Origin of the sequence: Sphingomonas oligophenolica, assembly GCF_039522915.1 — a bacterium.
In the GTDB taxonomy this organism is placed as follows: Bacteria; Pseudomonadota; Alphaproteobacteria; order Sphingomonadales; family Sphingomonadaceae; genus Sphingomonas; species Sphingomonas oligophenolica.
The window spans coordinates 131150-150051 of sequence record NZ_BAAAEH010000023.1 but is presented as its reverse complement, the minus strand read 5'-3'; the positions used below and the strand labels follow the sequence as shown (position 1 = coordinate 150051).

Annotated in this window: 17 protein-coding genes and 1 pseudogene; 4 read left to right on the top strand and 14 right to left on the bottom strand. The window is 65.3% G+C overall.

Features of this window, described 5'->3' with window-relative positions:
* Positions 1 to 151: 151 nt before the first annotated feature.
* The 7 genes from ABD050_RS12925 to ABD050_RS12895 form a co-directional block, all read right to left on the bottom strand.
* A complete protein-coding gene (locus ABD050_RS12925) occupies positions 152 to 1270 on the bottom strand; it encodes a glycosyltransferase family 4 protein (RefSeq protein WP_343889773.1) in 1119 nt (372 codons plus the stop codon).
* Entirely contained in the window at positions 1263 to 1910 is a 648-nt protein-coding gene (locus ABD050_RS12920) for a class I SAM-dependent methyltransferase (RefSeq protein ID WP_343889772.1), read from the bottom strand. Before ABD050_RS12920 ends, ABD050_RS12925 begins: the two co-directional genes overlap by 8 nt.
* A 52-nt stretch (positions 1911 to 1962) precedes the next feature.
* The gene (gene gmd, locus ABD050_RS12915) at positions 1963 to 3063 is read right to left on the bottom strand and encodes a GDP-mannose 4,6-dehydratase (protein ID WP_343889771.1); all 1101 of its coding nucleotides are present in this window, start codon (positions 3061 to 3063) and stop codon (positions 1963 to 1965) included.
* A 37-nt stretch (positions 3064 to 3100) separates the two neighbouring features.
* Positions 3101 to 4240: an acyltransferase family protein gene (locus ABD050_RS12910; protein WP_343889770.1), complete on the bottom strand. Its 1140-nt coding sequence runs from the start codon at positions 4238 to 4240 to the stop codon at positions 3101 to 3103.
* A gap of 100 nt (positions 4241 to 4340) precedes the next feature.
* Positions 4341 to 5639: a UDP-N-acetyl-D-mannosamine dehydrogenase gene (gene wecC, locus ABD050_RS12905; protein ID WP_343889769.1), complete on the bottom strand. Its 1299-nt coding sequence runs from the start codon at positions 5637 to 5639 to the stop codon at positions 4341 to 4343.
* Between the two features lie 1172 nt (positions 5640 to 6811).
* On the bottom strand, positions 6812 to 7954 hold the full coding sequence (gene wecB / locus ABD050_RS12900; RefSeq protein WP_343889768.1) for a non-hydrolyzing UDP-N-acetylglucosamine 2-epimerase: 1143 nt from the start codon (positions 7952 to 7954) through the stop codon (positions 6812 to 6814).
* An 84-nt stretch (positions 7955 to 8038) separates the two neighbouring features.
* Positions 8039 to 9304: a hypothetical protein gene (locus ABD050_RS12895; RefSeq protein ID WP_343889767.1), complete on the bottom strand. Its 1266-nt coding sequence runs from the start codon at positions 9302 to 9304 to the stop codon at positions 8039 to 8041.
* Positions 9305 to 9449: 145 nt separating this feature from the next.
* Here ABD050_RS12895 and ABD050_RS12890 point away from each other — a divergent pair, with 145 nt between their 5' ends.
* Both ABD050_RS12890 and ABD050_RS12885 read left to right on the top strand, forming a co-directional pair.
* Complete coding sequence (locus ABD050_RS12890; protein ID WP_343889765.1) at positions 9450 to 10460, top strand: glycosyltransferase; 1011 nt, start codon at positions 9450 to 9452, stop codon at positions 10458 to 10460.
* On the top strand, positions 10457 to 11173 hold the full coding sequence (locus ABD050_RS12885; protein WP_343889764.1) for a class I SAM-dependent methyltransferase: 717 nt from the start codon (positions 10457 to 10459) through the stop codon (positions 11171 to 11173). Before ABD050_RS12890 ends, ABD050_RS12885 begins: the two co-directional genes overlap by 4 nt.
* Before the next feature lie 3 nt (positions 11174 to 11176).
* Here ABD050_RS12885 and ABD050_RS12880 read toward each other — a convergent pair whose 3' ends face one another.
* The 7 genes and pseudogenes from ABD050_RS12880 to ABD050_RS12850 all read right to left on the bottom strand — a co-directional run bounded on the left by ABD050_RS12880 (position 11177) and on the right by ABD050_RS12850 (position 17403).
* Positions 11177 to 11926 carry a HesA/MoeB/ThiF family protein gene (locus ABD050_RS12880; RefSeq protein WP_343889763.1) on the bottom strand — a complete coding sequence of 250 codons (750 nt, stop codon included), beginning with the start codon at positions 11924 to 11926 and terminating at the stop codon, positions 11177 to 11179.
* Positions 11923 to 12297, bottom strand: a complete 375-nt coding sequence (locus ABD050_RS12875; protein WP_343889761.1) for a hypothetical protein — start codon at positions 12295 to 12297, stop codon at positions 11923 to 11925. The genes ABD050_RS12880 and ABD050_RS12875 overlap by 4 nt, the downstream gene beginning before the upstream one ends.
* The gene (dut, locus tag ABD050_RS12870; protein ID WP_343889760.1) at positions 12297 to 12746 is read right to left on the bottom strand and encodes a dUTP diphosphatase; all 450 of its coding nucleotides are present in this window, start codon (positions 12744 to 12746) and stop codon (positions 12297 to 12299) included. Before dut ends, ABD050_RS12875 begins: the two co-directional genes overlap by 1 nt.
* Before the next feature lie 68 nt (positions 12747 to 12814).
* Positions 12815 to 14007 (bottom strand): annotated as a pseudogene (coaBC, locus tag ABD050_RS12865) (bifunctional phosphopantothenoylcysteine decarboxylase/phosphopantothenate--cysteine ligase CoaBC).
* Positions 14004 to 15122, bottom strand: a complete 1119-nt coding sequence (locus ABD050_RS12860; protein WP_343889759.1) for a glycosyltransferase family protein — start codon at positions 15120 to 15122, stop codon at positions 14004 to 14006. The pseudogene coaBC and the gene ABD050_RS12860 overlap by 4 nt, the downstream one beginning before the upstream one ends.
* A 3-nt stretch (positions 15123 to 15125) precedes the next feature.
* On the bottom strand, positions 15126 to 16661 hold the full coding sequence (ubiB, locus tag ABD050_RS12855; protein ID WP_343889758.1) for a 2-polyprenylphenol 6-hydroxylase: 1536 nt from the start codon (positions 16659 to 16661) through the stop codon (positions 15126 to 15128).
* A gap of 10 nt (positions 16662 to 16671) precedes the next feature.
* Entirely contained in the window at positions 16672 to 17403 is a 732-nt protein-coding gene (locus ABD050_RS12850; protein WP_343889757.1) for a class I SAM-dependent methyltransferase, read from the bottom strand.
* A 59-nt stretch (positions 17404 to 17462) separates the two neighbouring features.
* Here ABD050_RS12850 and mutM point away from each other — a divergent pair, with 59 nt between their 5' ends.
* Together mutM and rpsT are read left to right on the top strand one after the other, a co-directional pair.
* On the top strand, positions 17463 to 18272 hold the full coding sequence (mutM, locus tag ABD050_RS12845; protein ID WP_343889756.1) for a bifunctional DNA-formamidopyrimidine glycosylase/DNA-(apurinic or apyrimidinic site) lyase: 810 nt from the start codon (positions 17463 to 17465) through the stop codon (positions 18270 to 18272).
* 98 nt (positions 18273 to 18370) lie between these two features.
* On the top strand, positions 18371 to 18634 hold the full coding sequence (gene rpsT / locus ABD050_RS12840; RefSeq protein ID WP_343889755.1) for a 30S ribosomal protein S20: 264 nt from the start codon (positions 18371 to 18373) through the stop codon (positions 18632 to 18634).
* Positions 18635 to 18902: the final 268 nt, after the last annotated feature.

Here is an 18902-nt window from a genome sequence, read left to right as displayed (position 1 = left end):
ACACGATGTCGCACGCCTCGGTCGCGAGCCGCCGGACGATCGCCCGGCCGACCATGCCGTGCTCGCCGGCGACCCAGACGCGCTTGCCGGCCAGTGAAAACACGTCGCTCATCGCATATTGCCCAACTCGAAGGGGAGGGCGATCGCCCCGCTACAGCAGTTTATCATAGTCGCCGATGATCTCAGCGCGCGAATAGGCGCTTGAATAGGCGGCCGCAATGTCACCCGCGCGCCAGCCGCCGGTCTTCCATTCTTCCAGAAAGCCGTTGACGACAGCCGCCGCACCGGGAACATCGCCAAGCGGCAGGATCACGCCAAGCCTGCCCTTGCCGAGGATCTCCGGGATCGCGCCGACCGGCGTCGCGATGAACGCGCGGCCGCGGCTCAGCACCTCGAGCGCGACAAGGCACTGTCCTTCCGAGACGGAAGGGTTGATGAACGCGTCGCACCGGTCGATCGCGCCCGGCACTGTATCGCGCGGTACGACGCCGTGGAAGATGACCGGCAGGTCGCGCTTGCGCGCTTCCTCGCGGAGCGCTGCCTCATGGTCGCCCCCGCCGAACATGTGCAGCTCGATCGCGCTCGATCGCAGCGCTTCAACGATATCGAGCAGGTAGAAAAGGTTCTTCTGGGGGACGAAGCGCCCGAGAAAGCCCAGGCGGAAGGGGCGATCTCCACGCGGCGCCTCGACCGGCTCGGCCGCCGCGGCCGGCGGAACATAGGGCACGAGATCGATCGCGCCGGCAAAGCCCATCTCCCGCAGGTCCCGCGCGAAATCGCTGCTCTGGACCAGGATTCGATCCAGCCCCTTTGCGATATAGTCGGGGAGCCGGTCTGGCCACATCTCGCGTGGCCGATAGGGCGTGACGAAGACGAGTTCGGCGGCCTGGGGGCGTCGGGCCCGAGCCATGTGCACGATCTTTTCGAAGATCGCCCGAGGAGGGGTTTTGGCGAACACGATCCGATCGACATGGTTCAGCCGCCGGCCATGACGGGCGAACAGCAGCGCGTCGGGCAATCCATAACGGCAGCCGGAACGAAGCGCGGTCCGGAAGACCTTCGTGCCGCTCTGCTCGATGGCGCCGAACTCGGGCAGATTCTGGGCCCACACGAACATCGAGCGGTCGCTGCTGTCAGAGGGCAGGCTGGTCAGCAGGTCGAACAGAAAGGCCTCTATTCCGCCGACCCGCTCGAAGCCGCCGACGTAAAAGGCGACCCGCTTCGGTGTGGCGGCGCCGTCACGACTCTTATGGGCGTCGAGGTCACGCACCGGTTTGCGGCGCTTCCCGTTTGCGGAAGACCGAAACCATGGATTTCGCCAGTACCGGCACCCTGCCGACGCGATAAAAGGCGATCTCGTCCATGCCGGCGTCGTCGAACAGCGTCCTGAGCGTCTTCCGGCTCCAGAATTTGATATGGCCGCCTTCCCAGAGCGCCGTGAAATGGCTCTCCATCCTGCCGCTGACCGCAAGCGCCAGGTTCTTCAGATAGCTGTGATAGGGCGTGCTGACGATCGCGATGCCACCGGGTTCGAGCAGGTCGAAGATCGCCTTCGCATAGAGCTTCGGCGAATAGACATGCTCGGCGACCTCGAGGCTCACCACTGTCTCGAACGTGCCGAAACGCGCCCGCAGATCCTCGTCCGACGAGCCTGATTCGAGCCGGCACTGGGGAAACTCGCGGTGCGCGATCTCGATGCCCGACACCGACGGATCGACTCCGATGATGCTGTATCCGCGTGCCTGAAGCATCGCGGCGGTCGTGCCGTTGCCGCAGCCGAGCTCGAAAATCCGCCCGACCGGGTGTTCGGCCAATATCCGCAACAGGATCGGGAAGAGATAGGCGTGCGAATGCGATTCGCCCTCATCTGCGTCATAGCCCTGAAGCGGGGTTGCCACGGTCGATTCCATTGCTTTTTCGGCTTTCGCTTCGCGTCGGTGCCGTCGATCACCCTCTGCCGATTTACCCTTTGGCCGCGTAGAGCGAGATTGGCCGCTCCTCGTCGGGGCGGCGACTCTCGGCCTCGCGGGCGACTGCCTTGAGGTCTTCGCGCACCATCTCGGAGACGAGTTCGGCAAGCGTCGTCGTCGCTTCCCAGCCAAGCACGCGTTTGGCCTTGGCAGGATCGCCGATCAGCAGCTCGACCTCGGTCGGGCGGAAATAGCGGGGATCTACCTTGACCAGGGTCTTGCCGGTCTTCGCGCATCGCCCGACCTCGTCGACACCGGTGCCGCTCCATTCGAGCGTGATCCCGACCTCGGCAAAGGCAAGCTCGACAAAGGTGCGGACCGTGTTGGTCTCGCCCGTCGCCAGCACGAAATCGTCGCCCTTGTCCTGCTGGACGATGCGCCACATGCCCTCGACATAGTCGCGCGCATGGCCCCAGTCGCGCTTGGCGTCGAGATTGCCGAGCCACAGCATGTCCTGAAGCCCGAGATGGATCGCTGAGACGGCCCGGGTGATCTTGCGGGTGACGAACGTCTCGCCGCGCAGCGGGCTTTCATGGTTGAACAGGATTCCGTTCGAGGCGTGCATGCCGTACGCTTCGCGGTAATTGACGGTGATCCAATAGGCATAGAGCTTCGCCACGCCGTAAGGCGAGCGGGGATAGAAGGGTGTGGTTTCGGATTGCGGCACCTGCTGGACGAGGCCGTAAAGCTCCGAGGTCGACGCCTGATAGAAGCGGGTCGTCTCGGCAAGGCCCAGCAGCCGCAGCGCCTCGAGCAGCCTGAGCGTGCCGATCGCGTCGGCATTGGCCGTGTATTCGGCGGTGTCGAAGCTCACCTGGACATGGCTCTGTGCCGCAAGATTATAGATCTCGTCGGGCTTCACTTCCTGGACGATCCGGATCAGGTTCGTCGAATCGGTCATGTCGCCATAATGGAGATGCAGGCGCGCGCCCGTCACGTGCGGGTCCTGATAGAGATGGTCTATCCGCGCAGTATTGAACGAAGAGGAGCGGCGCTTGACGCCATGAACGTCATATCCCTTGGCCAGCAGCAATTCGGCCAGATATGCGCCGTCTTGGCCGGTGACCCCGGTGATCAAGGCGGTTTTTGTCATTGCGGCTCCTGACGTCACACAATCGCGAAGGCGCGATTCAGTTCGCCTTACCAACTTGAGGGATAGCGTCCAGTTCTAGCGCTGCCTGACTGTCTCTTTTCGGTGGCGTCGGCCGCGGCTTGAGCCTCAGGCGTTTCGACATCGCGAGCGCCGGCCCTTCGACGAAATGATAGATCAGGGTCGCCGCGCCGATCGATATGCCGCCGCCGATCACCATCATCACATACCAGGGCAGCCCGAAGCGGTGGAAAACAGGCAGGATTCCGAGGATCACCAGCAGGTGGATCAGGTAGAGCGAATAGGAAATCTTGCCGAAATAATCGAGGACCACATTGTAGAAGGACGCGAAGATCACGACGACGATGGTGATCAGCGCGACGATCGAGATGTCGATCGGCGCCTTGAAGAACAGCGCCACCACCGAAATCGCGATTGCCACCGCGAAGGTGGGGAATTTCACCAGTTTTTCGCGGTACAGGAAGGTCGCCATGCCGACCATGAACGAGGGCAGATAAGCGAAGATGATCTCGCGCTCGCCGAGGGGCAGCCGGTCGGTCGGGAAATAGCCGGGTACGTAGAGCCACATGCACGCAGCGCAGGCGATTGCGATCGGGATCGGATATCTGGCCAGGATCGGAAAGATCAGCCCGATCGTGATGTAGAACTGGAATTCGGTGCACAAGGTCCAGAAGACGCTCAGCAGCCAGGGCTTGTGCAGCAGCGGCGCGATATAGGCGACGTGCGCGAAAACCTGAAGCCAGTCGATATGATAGGGCGTGTTCTTCACGACGCCGAGAAGCACGTTCAGCAGCAAGGTCAGCCCGACGACAACGAAGAAGGGCGGGTCGACCCGGACGAAGCGCCGGGCGATGAACATCGGGAAATCCTGGATCCGGTAGTTCGATTTCTGCAGCGAATAGGGCAGCACGAAGCCCGAGATGAAGAAGAAGACGGTCACCCCGTAATTGCCGAGAATGCCGATCGCAGCGACCGCCGCGGGCGCGGCGACATAGGGCGTGGCGACCAGGTGATCGAACAGCACGGCAAGCGAGGCGAGTCCACGCAGGTTATGGATCGATTCGATGCGGTTGCGCGAGCGTTTCGCCGGCGGTGCCGCCGTGACGATGGTCGCGGCCGGGGCGATCGTTTCCGTCACCGAAGTCTCAGCGTCGCTCATCGATACCCCGCACACGCCGGCACGCTCCGGCACAGCTGAGTTCGGCTAAGCGATAGCCCTGCGTGAGTCCAGTCGGGAGGCGATGCCGTCAGCCGGGCCGTCAGCCGGCCAGGCGCAGCGGTTCGGGCCTGGGCGCGGCCCTGGGTTGATCGGGCCAGATACCGCGGGTGTCGTACACGATCTTGTCGGCGCGTTCGTCGAGCGGCACTGATTTGAAGATGTCGTGATCGACCAGAACCACCATGATCGGGCAGGTCTCGATTGCCGTGTCGATATCGGTCAGGCGCGCAGCGGTGCCGTCGAACGCTGACGGCAGCATGTCGGCATGAGGCTCGACGATGTGCAGCCGGTCGCCGAACCGCGCGGCGAGCGCCGTTGCGACCTTGAGCGCCGGGCTCTCGCGGAAATCGTCGATATTCGCCTTGAACGCGAGGCCAAGGCACGCGACCGGCATGCCGGGATGCGCGGCGATCATCGCAGCGGCGCGCTCGATGACATAGTCGACCTTGGCATCGTTCACTTCGCGCGCGGTGCGGATCAGCGAGGTGTTGGCGCGGTCGGCATGGACGAGGAACCAGGGGTCGACCGCGATGCAATGTCCGCCGACGCCAGGCCCGGGCGACAGGATGTTGACCCGCGGATGGCGATTGGCGAGGCGGATCACCTCCCACACATCGACATCCATTGTGTCCGCGACCCGGCTGAGCTCGTTGGCGAAGGCGATATTGACGTCGCGAAAGGCGTTCTCGGTGAGCTTGGTCATCTCGGCGGCGCGCGAGGTGGTGGTGACGCAGGCGCCGCGAACGAAACGGCGATAGAAAGTGAGGGCCTTGCGCGCGCAGCGCGGCGTGATGCCGCCGATGACCCGGTCATTGTCGATCAGCTCGACGAGGATGCGCCCGGGCAGCACCCGCTCGGGGCAATAGGCGATGGCGATGTCGGGACTGTCGGCTGTCTTGCCCGGCACCTTCAGGTCGGGCCTGAGCTGTGCGAGCAGGTCACGGACCTTCTCGGTCGTGCCGACCGGCGAGGTGGATTCGAGGATCACGACATCGCCCGCCTTCAGCACCGCGGCCACGGTCGTCGCCGCCTGGAGGACATAGCCGATATTGGGCGCGTGATCGTCGCCGAACGGGGTGGGGACAGCGATGACGAAGACGTCCGCCGGCTCGATCATCGTCGAGGCGCGCAGCGATCCGCGCGCGACGACGCCCGAGACGAGGCCATCGAGATCGACCTCCTCGATATGCACCCTGCCCGAATTGACCGTGTCGACGATCGACTGGGTGACGTCGACGCCGAGCACCCTGGCGCCCGTCCGCGCGATCACCGCCGCGGTCGGAAGGCCGATATAGCCAAGGCCCACGACGACGACCTTGAGCTCATGATCCGAAAGCATCGGCGGGGACTTTCCTAATTTCCTCGGGCGCGGACGGCCCGACGATCGGGCGAGCCACTGCGGACCGATCCTCGTTGTCGCCGATGACGGTGAATATTTCGGAAACGCTTTGGGCCACTGCGGAACAAGGCCGCCTGAGATCGGGCAGTGTCTCAGTTTGAATCTCGCCGTCGCTCCGCTACCAACGCGTAAGCTGATGCAGCCGTGAGTGTAAGGCCGACGAACAATGCGATGAGCCAGTGTAGGTTAAGCCACAGCAGGTTCCAGCTGTACGGTATCCCACCAAATGGCAGCATCACGCTGGCAAATTCCGCAAACGTCGCGATACAAAGCAGTATTACTTGTAATCCTACGATGAGCGCTGTCCAGAGAAGGCCTATTCGCATGGGAATCCTCTAACTAAGCGCCGCGCTTTTTGTAAGGCCCCCGCTTCGCTTGAGATCACAAGGCGCTCAATAGGAGCAGGCGAGCGATCCTTAGACCACATAGCCATGAACGTCGTCGGATGATAACCGGCCGCTGCCGCGCGGCGGATCGGCTCGTCAACGAACTCCTGCAATGTCACATCGCCTCCATGCCTTGCGCTAAGCACATAGGAAGCGGGCGGCGGATGCGACAGCCGATCGGTCAAAATTCAAACTGAGACACTATCTGAAATCGGCCGTTACGGCGTGTGACAGGACGTCGGGCCGCGGCTCGAGGTGGCCAGGATCGGCGGCGCCTCCGTCTCGGCAACCCTGGCGTCGGCGACATCCAGCCGCGGGCGCAATGCCGTGATTCAAGCTGGGAATAGACTGTGGCACGGGCGGGCGCGGGCGGCGTGCTTTCCGGGCACCCATCCTGCTCTTTCTCACCGTTGACTCTGTTGGACAATCGGCGCTGGCTGTTAATCTGCGGAACAGCCAGCAAGCTGGCTGATACGCTGGCTGATACGCTGGCTGATACGCTGGCTGATACGCTGGCTGATACGCTGGCTGTTAGCTGGCTGATAGCTGGCTGTTATTCGATAACAGCCAGGTCGTCCGCAACTTGTTGAAAGCAGGCCGTAAATCAGCGCCCCGGCATCCAGCATAACAGCCAGCAAAAAAAATGTTGGCCGGAACAGCCAGGAACAGCCAGCTTTTCGGCCTTTTTGTGGATGCGACCCGGGCTGCGGCGCAGCCGTTCGCCGGCTAATCGCCGGAGCCGAATCCTGCGCTGACGATGGCGGCGATGCGCTCGCTGCTATGGCCGTCGCCGAACGGATTGTGCGCGCGGGCCATCGCCGAATACGCGTCCCCGTCGTCGAGCAGCCGCGATGTTTCCTCGACGATCCTCTCGCTGTCGGTGCCGATCAGCTTTGCTGTGCCCGCAGCGACGCCTTCGGGGCGCTCGGTCGTCTCGCGCATCACCAGCACGGGCTTGCCGAGCGCCGGCGCTTCCTCCTGCACCCCGCCTGAATCGGTCAGCGCGATCTCGCACATCGCGAGGGCACGCACGAAATGCGGATAGTCGAGTGGATCGATCCGGGCGATATTCGGCCGGTCGCCCAGCATCGCGTCCATCACTGATACGACATTGGGATTGGGATGGACCGGAAACAGGATCGCCGTGTCGGGCCGGTCGGCGATGCGACCGAGCGCGCTGGCAATGGCTTCCATGCCGCCGCCGAAATTCTCGCGCCGATGCGTGGTGACCAGGATGATTCGCTTGCCGGCGAAACGCTCGGCAATCGGATCGAGCCCGGCGGCGAGCGACGGATCGTCGGCGAGCCGCGCCCGCGTCGCGTGGAGCGCGTCGATCACTGTGTTGCCGGTGACATGGATCATGGCGGGATCGATATTCTCGCGCCGCAGCGCTTCGGCCGCCGTTTCGGTCGGCGCGAAATGCTGGTCGGCGATCGGCGCGACGATTCGGCGGTTCACCTCCTCCGGCCAGGGCTGGTAGATGTCGCCCGAGCGGAGCCCGGCCTCGACATGGCTGACCGGCACCTTGCGATAATAGGCAGCGAGCGCCCCGACCATCGCGGTCGCCGTGTCGCCCTGGACGATGACCCGGTCGGGTCTCTCGGCATCCATCACATCACCCAGCCCGGTCAGCAGGCGGGCGGTCAGGCGGTCGAGGCTCTGGCCCGGCTCCATCAGGTCGAGGTCGATATCAGGGGTCAGCCCGGCAATGCCCAGCACCTGGTCGAGCAGGCCGCGATGCTGCGCGGTGACGCAGGTGCGCACCTCGAGGCCTGGCGTCCGCCGGAGTGCGGCGACGACCGGGAACAGCTTGATCGCCTCGGGCCGCGTGCCGAAGACGACCAGGACCTTGCTCTCGTGCTTACCCATGTCTCACCAGTTCGAATCGTCGCGCTGCGTGACGGTGTAGGGCGCGGACGCCAAATATTGCTTAACTGCGCGGCAGCAATGCGGTCAGCCCGATAGCGGCGCGACCTGCAGATAATGGACGAAGGAAAGGAAACCGACCAGCGCGCCGCCGGCGAGGCGCACCGCTGCCCAGCGCGACGGCGTGAAATAGGGCTGCACCGCGAGCAGCGCGAACGGGAAGGCGGTCATCAGATAACGCGATGAAAAGAGATGGACGACGGCGGCGGCGGTCGAGGTCAGGCCAAGCGTCAGCACGACCATCAGGACGAAGATGCGGTCGTCGCGCCGGTCCAGGATATTGATGCAGGACGCAACGATCAGGCTTGCCCCGCCGCCGACCAGCACGACTGAGATGCCGAGCTGGAAAAGCGCGGCGAGCGCCGGCGGCAGATGGGCGACGATGCCGGGGGCGACGGGGTTGGGCATGCCCCCGAAGGGCAGTATCGCCAGCCCGACGACAAGCCCCGCCGCCAGCGACCATTTCCATTTCGTCATGAAATAGGCTGGCGCCAGGATCAGGATCAGCGCCGACATATAGGCGAAGGCGAGCGCGCCGTGGCCGAGGTCGATTCCCCCCACCCGTGCTTCGTGCGGGGTGACGAGGCCGCCCCAGACAAGGAAGACGGGAAGCGGAACGGCGCAGGCGAGGATCGCTGCCAGGGCGGCTGGCCAGCGGAACCTCGGCTCGAACAGCGCGATCAGCAGGAATCCGCCGGCGGCGGGCAAATAAGGCTGTCGTCCAAGCACCGCCACGCCGAGGCAGAGCCCGGCGAGGATGAAGCCGACCCATGGACGAAGACGGGCCTCGGGCGCGCCCGTCATCGCCCATGCCGCCGCGGCGAGGGAAAAGCTGGCAAAGGCGAGCGCCGGCATTTCGGTCAGCGCCATGCCCGCGCTCACCCACATGATCGGGAGTCCGAGCAGCATTGCGGTGCGGGCCCAGGGGTTGCTCAGCCGCCAGCGCCCCATGGCATAGGCGATCGCGACACAGGCGGCGACGAACAGGATCAGATTGGGCACGCGGATGGCGGGAGGCCGCAGGCCGGTCAGCGGCGCCAGAAGCCAGTGCATGACAGCATAAAGCGGCCCGGCTGGCGTGTTCAACGGCGCAAGCAGGAAATCGCGAAAGCTTGCCCCCCGGACGAGGACGCGCGCACCTTCGAGGTAAAAAGGTTCGTCATAGATATATTGGCGGGTCGACCCGGAGACCAGGGCGATCAGCACGACCAAGGCCAGTGCGGCGACCGGGAGGATGGGGGTGCGAAGAAATCCGGAAAGGCCTCGGGATCGTGCTCTGGCGCCTTCGCTCATAGTTGCCCCCTGTTTCCGTCGACGACAGCGGGACTAGCCAAGGCGTGACATATTGGCCAGTTGCGCTTGCGTTGTTGTTTGCCATTGCGCGGCTTTGGCGGCTCGTCCATTCACCTGGTGGACATGGGCAGGATCGGGATCAAAAGTGCGCCAGTCGGAGCCTGATGGATCGCACCCCCGGACTGAACTCCTGATCGTCACGCCGGTCTATGATGACTGGGAATCCTTCGCCTGTCTGTTGCGCGACATCGAAACCGCGATGCCGGCAGACCAGTATGACGTCCAGATCATCGCGGTCGACGATTGCTCGAATACGGCGCCCGCCGTGCCGCACTTGTCGGGCTGCATATCGGGCATCAGCGTGTTGCGGCTCACCATGAATGTCGGGCACCAGCGCGCGATCGCGGTCGGTCTCGTCCAAGCCGACAGCGAGCAGCATGCCGCGAGGGTGGCGATCATGGATGCCGACGGGGAGGACCGCCCCGCTGAGCTGAAGCAGATGGTCGATGCGGCCGCCGCCGTGCCTGGCGAAGCGGTCGTCGCCCAGCGCTACAAGCGATCCGAAACCGTCGGCTTCCGTCTGTTCTACTGGCTCTACGTCCAGATCTTCCGCGCGCTGACCGGCAACCGGATCGACTTCGGCAATTTCTCGGTCCTGACCAGCGAGCATGTCGGCCGCCTCGTCCACAACGCCAATATCTGGAACAATTTCGCCGCAACGCTGATCCAGGCGAAAATCCCCATCCACCGGGTGCCGACCGCCCGCGGCCCGCGTTATGCCGGGCGCTCGCACATGAAGCTCGTCGGCCTCGTCACGCACGGCCTGGGCGCGATCTCGGTATTTTCGGATGCGGTGTTCGTGCGGATTCTGCTGGCCAGCTTCGGCATCCTCGCAATCGCGGTCGTGGCGGTGATCGTCGTGATCTGCATCCGGATCTTCACTGACATGGCGATACCGGGATGGACGACCAATGCCCTGGGCTTCGCTGTCCTGCTGAGCGTTCAAGCGGTGATGTTGCCGATCATGATCGCCTTTCTCCAGCTCAGCAATCGGTCCTCGTTCCAGAACATCCCCAGGGAACATGCATCCAGGCTGGTCGAGCGGCGCTACCAGCTGTATCGCCGCGGCGAACCGCAGCCGGCCGATGGTTCATGACCGCGTCGATGATCGACTATGTCGGCGACGAGCTCACCCTTTTCGCTTCGGCGGCCAACTGGAAAGCCTATCTGCGATCAGCTCTGCGCAGCCATATCGCCGGTGATGTCGCCGAAGTGGGCGCCGGCCTCGGCGCCACGTCGAAGGCGCTTGCCGGCATCGAGGGCGTCCGCAGCTGGACCTGTATCGAGCCCGATCCTGCCATGGCGGGGCAGCTCGCGGGGGAGGTGGCGGCGATGGGCTGCTCCTATCCGGTCCATTGCCGCGCCGGCACGCTCTCCGATCTGCCCCGGGAGCCGAGCTTCGATACGATCCTCTACATCGACGTTCTCGAGCATATCCAGGACGATCGCGCTGAAATCGAGGCGGCGCACCTCCGCCTTCGTCAGGGCGGCAGGGTCGTCGTGCTGTGCCCGGCCTGGCCGTTCCTCTACAGCCCCTTCGACAAGGCGATCGGCCATTTCCGCCGTCACACCAAAACCAGCCTGCGTCGGCTAGCCGGTCCCGACATGACCGAGATCACTGCCTTCTACATGGATTCTGTCGGGATGCTGGCCTCGATGGCCAACAAGGTCGCGCTCCGGCAGGGAATGCCCACCCGGTCGCAGGTGCGATTCTGGGACAAGGCGATCGTGCCGCTCTCCCGGCTCGCCGATCCGATCCTGCTGCGCTCGGTCGGCAAGAGCGTCGTCATCGTCTGGGCGAAGGACTGAGGCTTATCCGCAATGCGGGCAGCCGGGGTCCTTGGGCAAGGTGATCGTCCGGAACCGGAAGGCGAGCGCATCGACCAGCAGCAGCTTGCCGGCGCTGTCGTCGCCGAAACCGATGATCGCGCGCATTGCCTCGAGCGCGGCGAGGCTGCCCATCACGCCGGTCATCGCGCCCAGCACGCCGGCCTCGGCGCAACTCGCCTCGGCGCGGTCGGGATCGGTGCCGACGAAGCAGCGATAACAAGGCTTGCCTGCCTCCCAGCCCCGGAACAGGCCGAGCTGCCCCTCGAACTGCCCGACAGCCGCCGAGACCAGCGGAATGCGCGCGGCGAAGGCAGCGTCGGCCACGGCGAGACGGGTCGCGAAATTGTCCGTGCCGTCGAGCACGACATCGGCGCCGGCGATCAGCTCACCGGCATTGCCAGCGTCGATACGGGTTCGCCGCGCGTCGATCGCCACGCCCGGATTGAGTCGCGCCACGGCGCGGGCGGCGCCACCCACCTTGGAGGTACCGATGTCGTCCGCGCCGAACAATGTCTGCCTCTGGAGGTTCGACAGCTCGACCACATCGTCGTCGATCACGATCAGTCGCCCGATTCCGGCCGCCGCCAGATACTGGATCGCGGGCGAGCCGATGCCGCCGGCGCCGATCACCGCCACCGCGGCGCGGCGCAGCCTCGCCTGGCCAGCGCCGCCGACTTCCTTCAGCACGATGTGGCGGGCGTAGCGCTCCAGCTCGGTGTCGGTCAGGCTCATCCGGTCCAATCGAAGACAATCGTCGCGCGGTACCAGATATCGGCGGTGCCGGCACGGGGCTGGAGATTGGCGCGGGCGAATTTAAGGACGAGGCCGACGCTATATTGCTCGACTGTCGGGCAATCGATCGCGTGCGGGACCGCGCGGCGCACCATGCCGTCAGCACTGACCAGGGTGGCGACGTCGACCTTCACGACATAATGCCCGTCAGCGGGTTTGGGCAGCGTACAGCGTCCTGCCGCGATCTCGTCAGCAACGAAACGCGCCAGCGGCGGCGTCATCCGCGGCGTCGTCATATAGGGCAGGGGCGCCAATGCCGACCAGTCGGTCGGCACTGGCGCAGCAGCCTGCAAGAGCAAGAACGCCAGCATCACCGCCCCGTGGATCCGAAGCCCCCGCTTCCACGTGCCGTATCTTCAAGCGTATCGACTTCGTCCAGCACCGCGCGCTGGACCGGGGCCGGAACAAGCTGGGCGATCCGGTCGCCGCGGGCAATCGCAAAGGGCTCCTGGCCGAGATTGGCCAGGATCACCTTCACCTCGCCGCGATAGTCGCTGTCGATCGTGCCCGGCGTGTTGAGGCAGGTGACGCCGTGCTTGAGGGCGAGGCCCGAACGCGGACGGACCTGGACCTCGTAACCGGGCGGGATCGCGATCGCGAAGCCGGTTTCGATCGCCGCCCGGGCGCCAGGTGCCAGCACGGCGTCGACTGCCGAGACGACGTCCATGCCCGCAGCGCCCTCGGTGGCGTAGGCAGGCGGGGGCAGACCTGCGCCATGCGGGAGTCGCTTCAGCAGGATGGTGATGGGGGCGGGTATCATGGTCTTCCTATTAGCGTTCGCCCTGAGCCTGTCGACCCGAAGAGCGGACGCAGCTCAAGAGCGGCGTGTCATCCGGAGTGTGCATCGGCAGCGTCGATCGCGGTCGCGATGCGATCCGCGAGGCGTGCGGCGACCTCTTCCTTGGGGAGTCTTTCCCAGCTCTCCACGCCATCGGCGGTGATGAGATGCACTGAATTGGCGGCGCCACCCATCACATCGCCCGAGACGTCGTTGGCGACGATCCAGTCGACCCCCTTGCGCAGGCGCTTGGCGCTGGCATGTTCGATCACCTTCTCGGTCTCCGCCGCAAAGCCGATCAGCAGCTTCGGACGATCCGGGCTCTTCGCCAGCGTGGCGAGGATGTCGGGATTCTCGACGAGGTGAAGCACCGGAGGGAGGACGCCCTTCTTGATCTTCTGCCCCGCGCTCTCGACGCGCCAGTCAGCCACCGCGGCCACCATTACTGCCGCATCGGCGGGGAGCGCCCGCGATACCGCATCCGCCATCTCCCGCGCAGTCTCGACATCGACTCGGTCGACGCCCGCGGGCGTAGCGAGCGACACCGGGCCGGCGACCAGCGTGACCCGCGCGCCAAGCTTCGCCAGCGCGGCGGCAATCGCAAAGCCCTGCCGCCCCGACGAGCGGTTGGCGAGATAGCGGACCGGGTCGATCGGCTCGTGCGTGGGTCCGGCGGTGACCAGGACGTGCTTGCCGGCGAGCATCAGACTCACGCCGAAAGCTGGCGTTGGATCGCGGCGAGGATAGCATCGGGCTCGGGGAGGCGGCCCGGGCCATATTCGCCGCACGCCATCGGCCCTTCGTCCGGCTCCATCACCGTCACGCCGTCGCCCCGCAGCGTCGCGACATTGCGGCGCGTGGCCGCATGTTGCCACATCCGCACGTTCATCGCCGGCGCCGCAAGGACTGGCTTGTCGGTCGCGAGCAGCAATGTCGTCGCCAGATCGTCGGCGATCCCCGCCGCCATCTTGGCGAGCAGGTCGGCGGTCGCGGGCGCGACGACGATCAGGTCCGCCTCGCGGCTGAGCTGGATATGGCCCATCTCGGCTTCGTCCTTCAGGTCCCAGAGACTGGTGAAGACCTGGTTCTCGGAAAGCGCGGCAAGCGTCATCGGCGTGATGAAGTGCGCGCCGCCGGCGGTGAGCACGCAGCGCACCTCGATCCCTGCCTTGCGGGCAAGCCGGATCAGCTCGCAGGCCTTGTAGGCAGCGATGCCGCCGCCGACGATGAGAAGGATCTTCATCGCATCAGCCTCGTGACGATGATCTTCCGCTTGTCGAGCGCCGCCGCGACAAGGTCGCGCAGGCCATCGGGCGCGAAGGCGAGGCCGGTCAGGATCGTTGGTGCGATCATCAACCCCCAATAGAAGGTGTCGATGCGTCCGAACAGGCCAAGCAGCGCCGCGTAGCCGGCAAAGATAGTCAACGCGCGGAGCGCCAGCGCGTCGTTCCAGGAGGCCCAGCCGAACAGGGCTAGCCCGACCAACGGCGCTGCCAGCCGCATCGGGGCGAGATTGAGCGCGGTCGAGAGAGTCATCGTCTTCACGAAGAAGCCGAAGCCGAGCATCCCGGCCCAGCCGGGCGAGGCTGGGTCGATCGGGCGGACTACCTGCGCCACGGCGTGGGCGTGGAAGGCGACCACCACCGTGAAGACGGCGATCGCTGCGCCCCAACCAAGCGCTTCGCGGCGGCGCCCTTCGGCAAAGGCGAGAACGGCCATGATGCCGACATAGAGCGCCGCGGTCTCCCGGATCAGCATCGCGACCATCCCGACCGCGACTGCCTCTACCCAGCGCTCGGGACGGCGCAGCGCCAGCGACAGCGCGATCAGCAGCCCGGCCCAGACTTCGTGGAAGCTGGCGAGCTCCGGCTGGATGAAGGCGACCATGCCACCCGCGAGCAGCACCAGCGCGATCGCGAGTGGCGGCGGACGGGCAAAGGCGCCGCGCAGCCGGATGAACCAGGCGATCATCACGGCGGCGGCGAGGAGATAGAGCAGCGCAACCGTCACCTGGCGCGGCAGGGTCGCCTGGATGAGCGCAAGGGTCGGCAGGCGGAAAGTGACGAAGGGCCTGAGCGGATAATTGCCGGTCCGCAGCGCCTCGGCCGTGACCGCATAATAATCGCCGCCGCCGCGGACACCGGCGACGATCGACTCGTACAGCACGACATCGGCTTCGTCATTGGCCCGCTGAGCTGGATCGTGGCTGACCGGCGGTGGGCCGGGGCTGGCGAGCGCGGTCAGGCTGGCGGCAAGCAGGATGGCGAGAAGGAGAAGCCCCAGGCGCGCCGTGGGGCGCTTCAGCGTGATGAAGCGGCTTGGGGCAGTAAGCCAGAGAGGGGTGAGGGGCCGGGCCAAATCCTACCTCATCGCCAGCCACGTCGCCGCGACGCTGATTGCCGCCACGATCACCGCGACTGCCGCATAACGCCACCCGCCGCCGATCCGGACGACCTCTATTTCGGCCAGCGGCGGCGCGGGCGGCGCCCCGCCGGGGGCGGGGTAGCGCAGCTCGATGTTGCGGATCAGGTCGGGAAGCCGGGCAAGGGTGCGCAGATCGGTGATGATGCGGTCAGCCACCGCTGCCTCCGGCCCCAGCTCGTCGCGAATCCATTCGCGCACGAAAGGAGCGGCCGAATCCCACAGGTTGATGTCCGGATCCAGGCTGGTCGCGACACCCTCGACCATCACCATCGTCTTCTGCAGCAGCAGCAGGTGCGGCTGGGTCTGCATGTCGAAATCGCGGGTGATGTTGAACAGCCCATCGAGCATCATCCCGATCGACATGTCCTTGACCGCGAGCCCGCGCATCGGCTCGCCGACGGCGCGCAGCGCAGTCGCGAACTCGGCGACATTGTGATGGGCGGGCACGTAACCGGCCTCGAAATGGATTTCAGCGACCCGCTTATAGTTGCCGGTGATCAGGCCGTAGAGAATCTCCGCGAGCCACACCCGCGCCCGACGGTCGATCCGGCCCATGATGCCGAAATCGATCGCCGCGATCCGGCCGTCGGGCAGCGCGAAGAGATTGCCCTGGTGCATGTCGGCATGGAAAAAGCCTTCAGCGATCGCCTGGCGCAGAAAGGCATGGACGAGCGTGTTGGCGAGCTTGGGCAGATCATGCCCAGCCGCAACCAGCGCCTCGCGATTGGCGATCTTGATGCCGTCGACCCAGGCGATCGTCAGCGCTCGGGTTGTGGTCCGCTGCCAGTCGATCTCGGGGATGACGTAATCGGGCTGCGCCGTCATCGCCTCCGCCAGCTCGGAGGCCGAGGCAGCCTCTCTCCGCAGGTCGAGCTCGCGCGCGGTCCAGCGCTTGAAGGTTTCGATGACGAGGCGCGGGCGGAGGCGCGCAAGCTCGCCGCCCATCGCCTCGACTTGCGCCGCCGCCCATTGATAGGTGTCGATCGCCCGTGCGAACTCCTCCTCGACGCCGGGGCGAAGCACCTTGACCGCGACGTCGCGCCCGTCGGTGGTGACCGCGCGGTGGACCTGCGCAATCGAGGCAGCGCCGACCGGCACCGGATCGATCGACGCGAACAGCTCCTCGGGCGGCCGCCCGAAGGCGCGGGTCATCGCCGCGTGGATCACCTCATAGGGCAGGGGGGGCAGTGCGTCCTGAAGGCGGAGCAGGTCCTTGGCCGCTGCCTCGCCGACGATGTCCGGCCGGGTCGCCAGGGTCTGGCCGAGCTTGATTGCGGCCGGGCCGATCGCCTGCAGCGCATCGGCATAGGCCGGTGTCTTCGGCACCCGCGCGCCGAACCGGGCGATGCGGACAAGACGCTTGACGCGCGGCGGCGTGTTCGGATCGCGCTCGATCCCGCCGAGCGCGCCGTGACGCGCGAGGATTCGGCTCCATTTCAGGAGCCGCCAGAGGTGCACGGCGGGCGCGGTCATGAAGGCTGGCTCAAATCTTCCAGCCGCTATGGATAGCGACGAGGCCGCCGAGCATCGGCTCGACATTGGTCTGAACGAAGCCAGCCTCGCCGATCATTGCCTCGAATCGGGTCATGTCGGGGAAGCGGCGGATCGATTCGATCAGATAGCGATAGCTGTCGGCATCATGGGCGAGCAGCTGGCCGAGCTTCGGCACCATCTTGTGCGAATAGGCGTCGTAGATCTCGGCGAAGCCGGGCCACAGGGTAGTCGAGAACTCAAGGCAGAAGAACCGGCCACCGCGCCGCAGCACCCGGTGGGCCTCGCGCAGCGCCTTCGGGATGTCAGTCACGTTCCGGATGCCGAACGCGATGGTGTAGGCGTCGAAGAAGCGATCGGGAAAGGCGAGAGTCTCGGCATTGGCCTCGGTCCAGACCAGGCCGTCGATGCCGCGCTTCTGGGCGCGTTCCACGCCGACTTCGAGCATCTGCGGGTTAATGTCGGCGACCGTCACCGCCGCGCCCGACTTCGCCAGGCGGAAGGCGATGTCGCCGGTACCTCCGGCCATATCGAGGATCTGCTCGCCGGCACGCGGCTTCACCCGTCGGACGAAGCGGTCTTTCCACAACCGGTGCATGCCGCCCGACATCGCGTCGTTCATGATGTCATAGCGCGAGGCTACGCTGGAAAAGACCCCGCCGACGCGGCGCGTCTTTTCGTCAGGGGCAACGTCTTCATAGCCGAAGGAAACGGTGTCGTTCATCGCGTCGCTCTAGCCAAGGGTTGTGGCGGCGGCAAACGCAACCTAGCGATAGGCTGACAATGCCCGAGCTTCCCGAAGTCGAAACCACCGTCAACGGACTGCGCCCCGTGCTCGAAGGGGAGCGGATCGCGCGCGTCCAGGCACGCCGCGCCGATCTGCGCAAAGTCATCCCGGTCGATCTCGGCCAGCGCCTGACGGGGGCGACCGTGACCGGGCTTGGTCGTCGCGCGAAATATGGCCTGATCGACACCGATCGCGGCGACACATTGGTCTTCCATCTCGGCATGTCGGGGCGGTGGCGAATCGATCCGAGCGAATTGCTGCCGCACGATCATCTGATCATCGAAACCGACAAGCACCGGCTCGCGCTCAACGATCCGCGCCGCTTCGGCTCGCTCGACCTGGTCGAAACCGAATCGCTCGCTGCCTGGCCACCCTTCGCCGCAATGGGGCCTGAGCCGCTCGGGCCGGGTTTCACCCCCGCCTATCTGCTCGGTGCGCTCGCCGGACGGACTGCATCGATAAAGGCGATGTTGCTCGATCAACGAATCGTCGCGGGGCTCGGCAATATCTATGTCTGCGAGGCGCTTCATGTTGCCCGGATCGCACCGGCGAGAGCCGCGGGGCGGATCGCGTTGCCGCGACTCGAACGGCTGGTGGAGGCAGTGCGGACGGTGCTGGCGGCGGCGATCGAGGCGGGCGGCTCGACGCTGCGTGACTATGCGCGGCCCGATGGCGAGCTCGGCTATTTCTCCAAGCAATGGCTCGTCTATGGCCGTGAAGGCGAGCCCTGCGACTGCGGCGGAACGGTCAAGCGTTACGTCGAAGGCGGGCGCTCGACCTTCTGGTGCCCGAAATGCCAGCGTTGAGCGGTTGACCGACTCATAGTTGATGGGTAAGAGGCCCGCTTTCCGGGGCCGCGAGCTTTGCCGTTCGCGCCCTTTTCTATATCAGATCAGAGGGCTTCATGGCGAACACGCCACAGGCGAAAAAGCGAATCCGGCGCAATGCGCGTCGCGCTGAAGTAAATGGCAACCGCGTCGGCCGGATCCGGACCTTCGTGAAGAAGGCCGAAGCCGCGCTCGCAGCAGGCGACAAGACCGCTGCTTCAGCGGCCATGGCGGCGATGCAGCCCGAGCTGGCGCGCGGCGTTGCCAAGGGCGTGCTCCACAAGAACACCGCCTCGCGCAAATTCTCGCGCCTCACCAAGCGGCTCACTGCCCTCGCCTGAGGTGCCGTGAACTGACGGGACAAAAGCCCGCCGGAGGTTTTCCGGCGGGTTTTTTGTCGCGTGACGTCTTGATGACAACATGGATCACATCATCGGCCGTCCGGCTTTGGACTACGCCATACCCGATCCGTGAAAAGTCAGGATTCACCGCGATTCGCACCTGATTTGACCGATGATTTCGAAGATTGTCACCTGATTACAGCTGCTTGTTAGATTTTCGACGGAAATCCGTCGCTCGCATCGAGTCAATCCCGTTTATTTCGGTTTT

Coding starts and splice junctions, on each gene's coding strand:
- ABD050_RS12920 (WP_343889772.1), bottom strand. CDS start 1,910: ATGGAATCGACCGTGGCAACCCCGCTTCAGGGCTATGACGCAGATGAG.
- gmd (WP_343889771.1), bottom strand. CDS start 3,063: ATGACAAAAACCGCCTTGATCACCGGGGTCACCGGCCAAGACGGCGCA.
- ABD050_RS12910 (WP_343889770.1), bottom strand. CDS start 4,240: ATGAGCGACGCTGAGACTTCGGTGACGGAAACGATCGCCCCGGCCGCG.
- wecC (WP_343889769.1), bottom strand. CDS start 5,639: ATGCTTTCGGATCATGAGCTCAAGGTCGTCGTCGTGGGCCTTGGCTAT.
- wecB (WP_343889768.1), bottom strand. CDS start 7,954: ATGGGTAAGCACGAGAGCAAGGTCCTGGTCGTCTTCGGCACGCGGCCC.
- ABD050_RS12895 (WP_343889767.1), bottom strand. CDS start 9,304: ATGAGCGAAGGCGCCAGAGCACGATCCCGAGGCCTTTCCGGATTTCTT.
- ABD050_RS12885 (WP_343889764.1), top strand. CDS start 10,457: ATGACCGCGTCGATGATCGACTATGTCGGCGACGAGCTCACCCTTTTC.
- ABD050_RS12880 (WP_343889763.1), bottom strand. CDS start 11,926: ATGAGCCTGACCGACACCGAGCTGGAGCGCTACGCCCGCCACATCGTG.
- ABD050_RS12875 (WP_343889761.1), bottom strand. CDS start 12,297: ATGCTGGCGTTCTTGCTCTTGCAGGCTGCTGCGCCAGTGCCGACCGAC.
- dut (WP_343889760.1), bottom strand. CDS start 12,746: ATGATACCCGCCCCCATCACCATCCTGCTGAAGCGACTCCCGCATGGC.
- ubiB (WP_343889758.1), bottom strand. CDS start 16,661: ATGACCGCGCCCGCCGTGCACCTCTGGCGGCTCCTGAAATGGAGCCGA.
- ABD050_RS12850 (WP_343889757.1), bottom strand. CDS start 17,403: ATGAACGACACCGTTTCCTTCGGCTATGAAGACGTTGCCCCTGACGAA.
- mutM (WP_343889756.1), top strand. CDS start 17,463: ATGCCCGAGCTTCCCGAAGTCGAAACCACCGTCAACGGACTGCGCCCC.
- rpsT (WP_343889755.1), top strand. CDS start 18,371: ATGGCGAACACGCCACAGGCGAAAAAGCGAATCCGGCGCAATGCGCGT.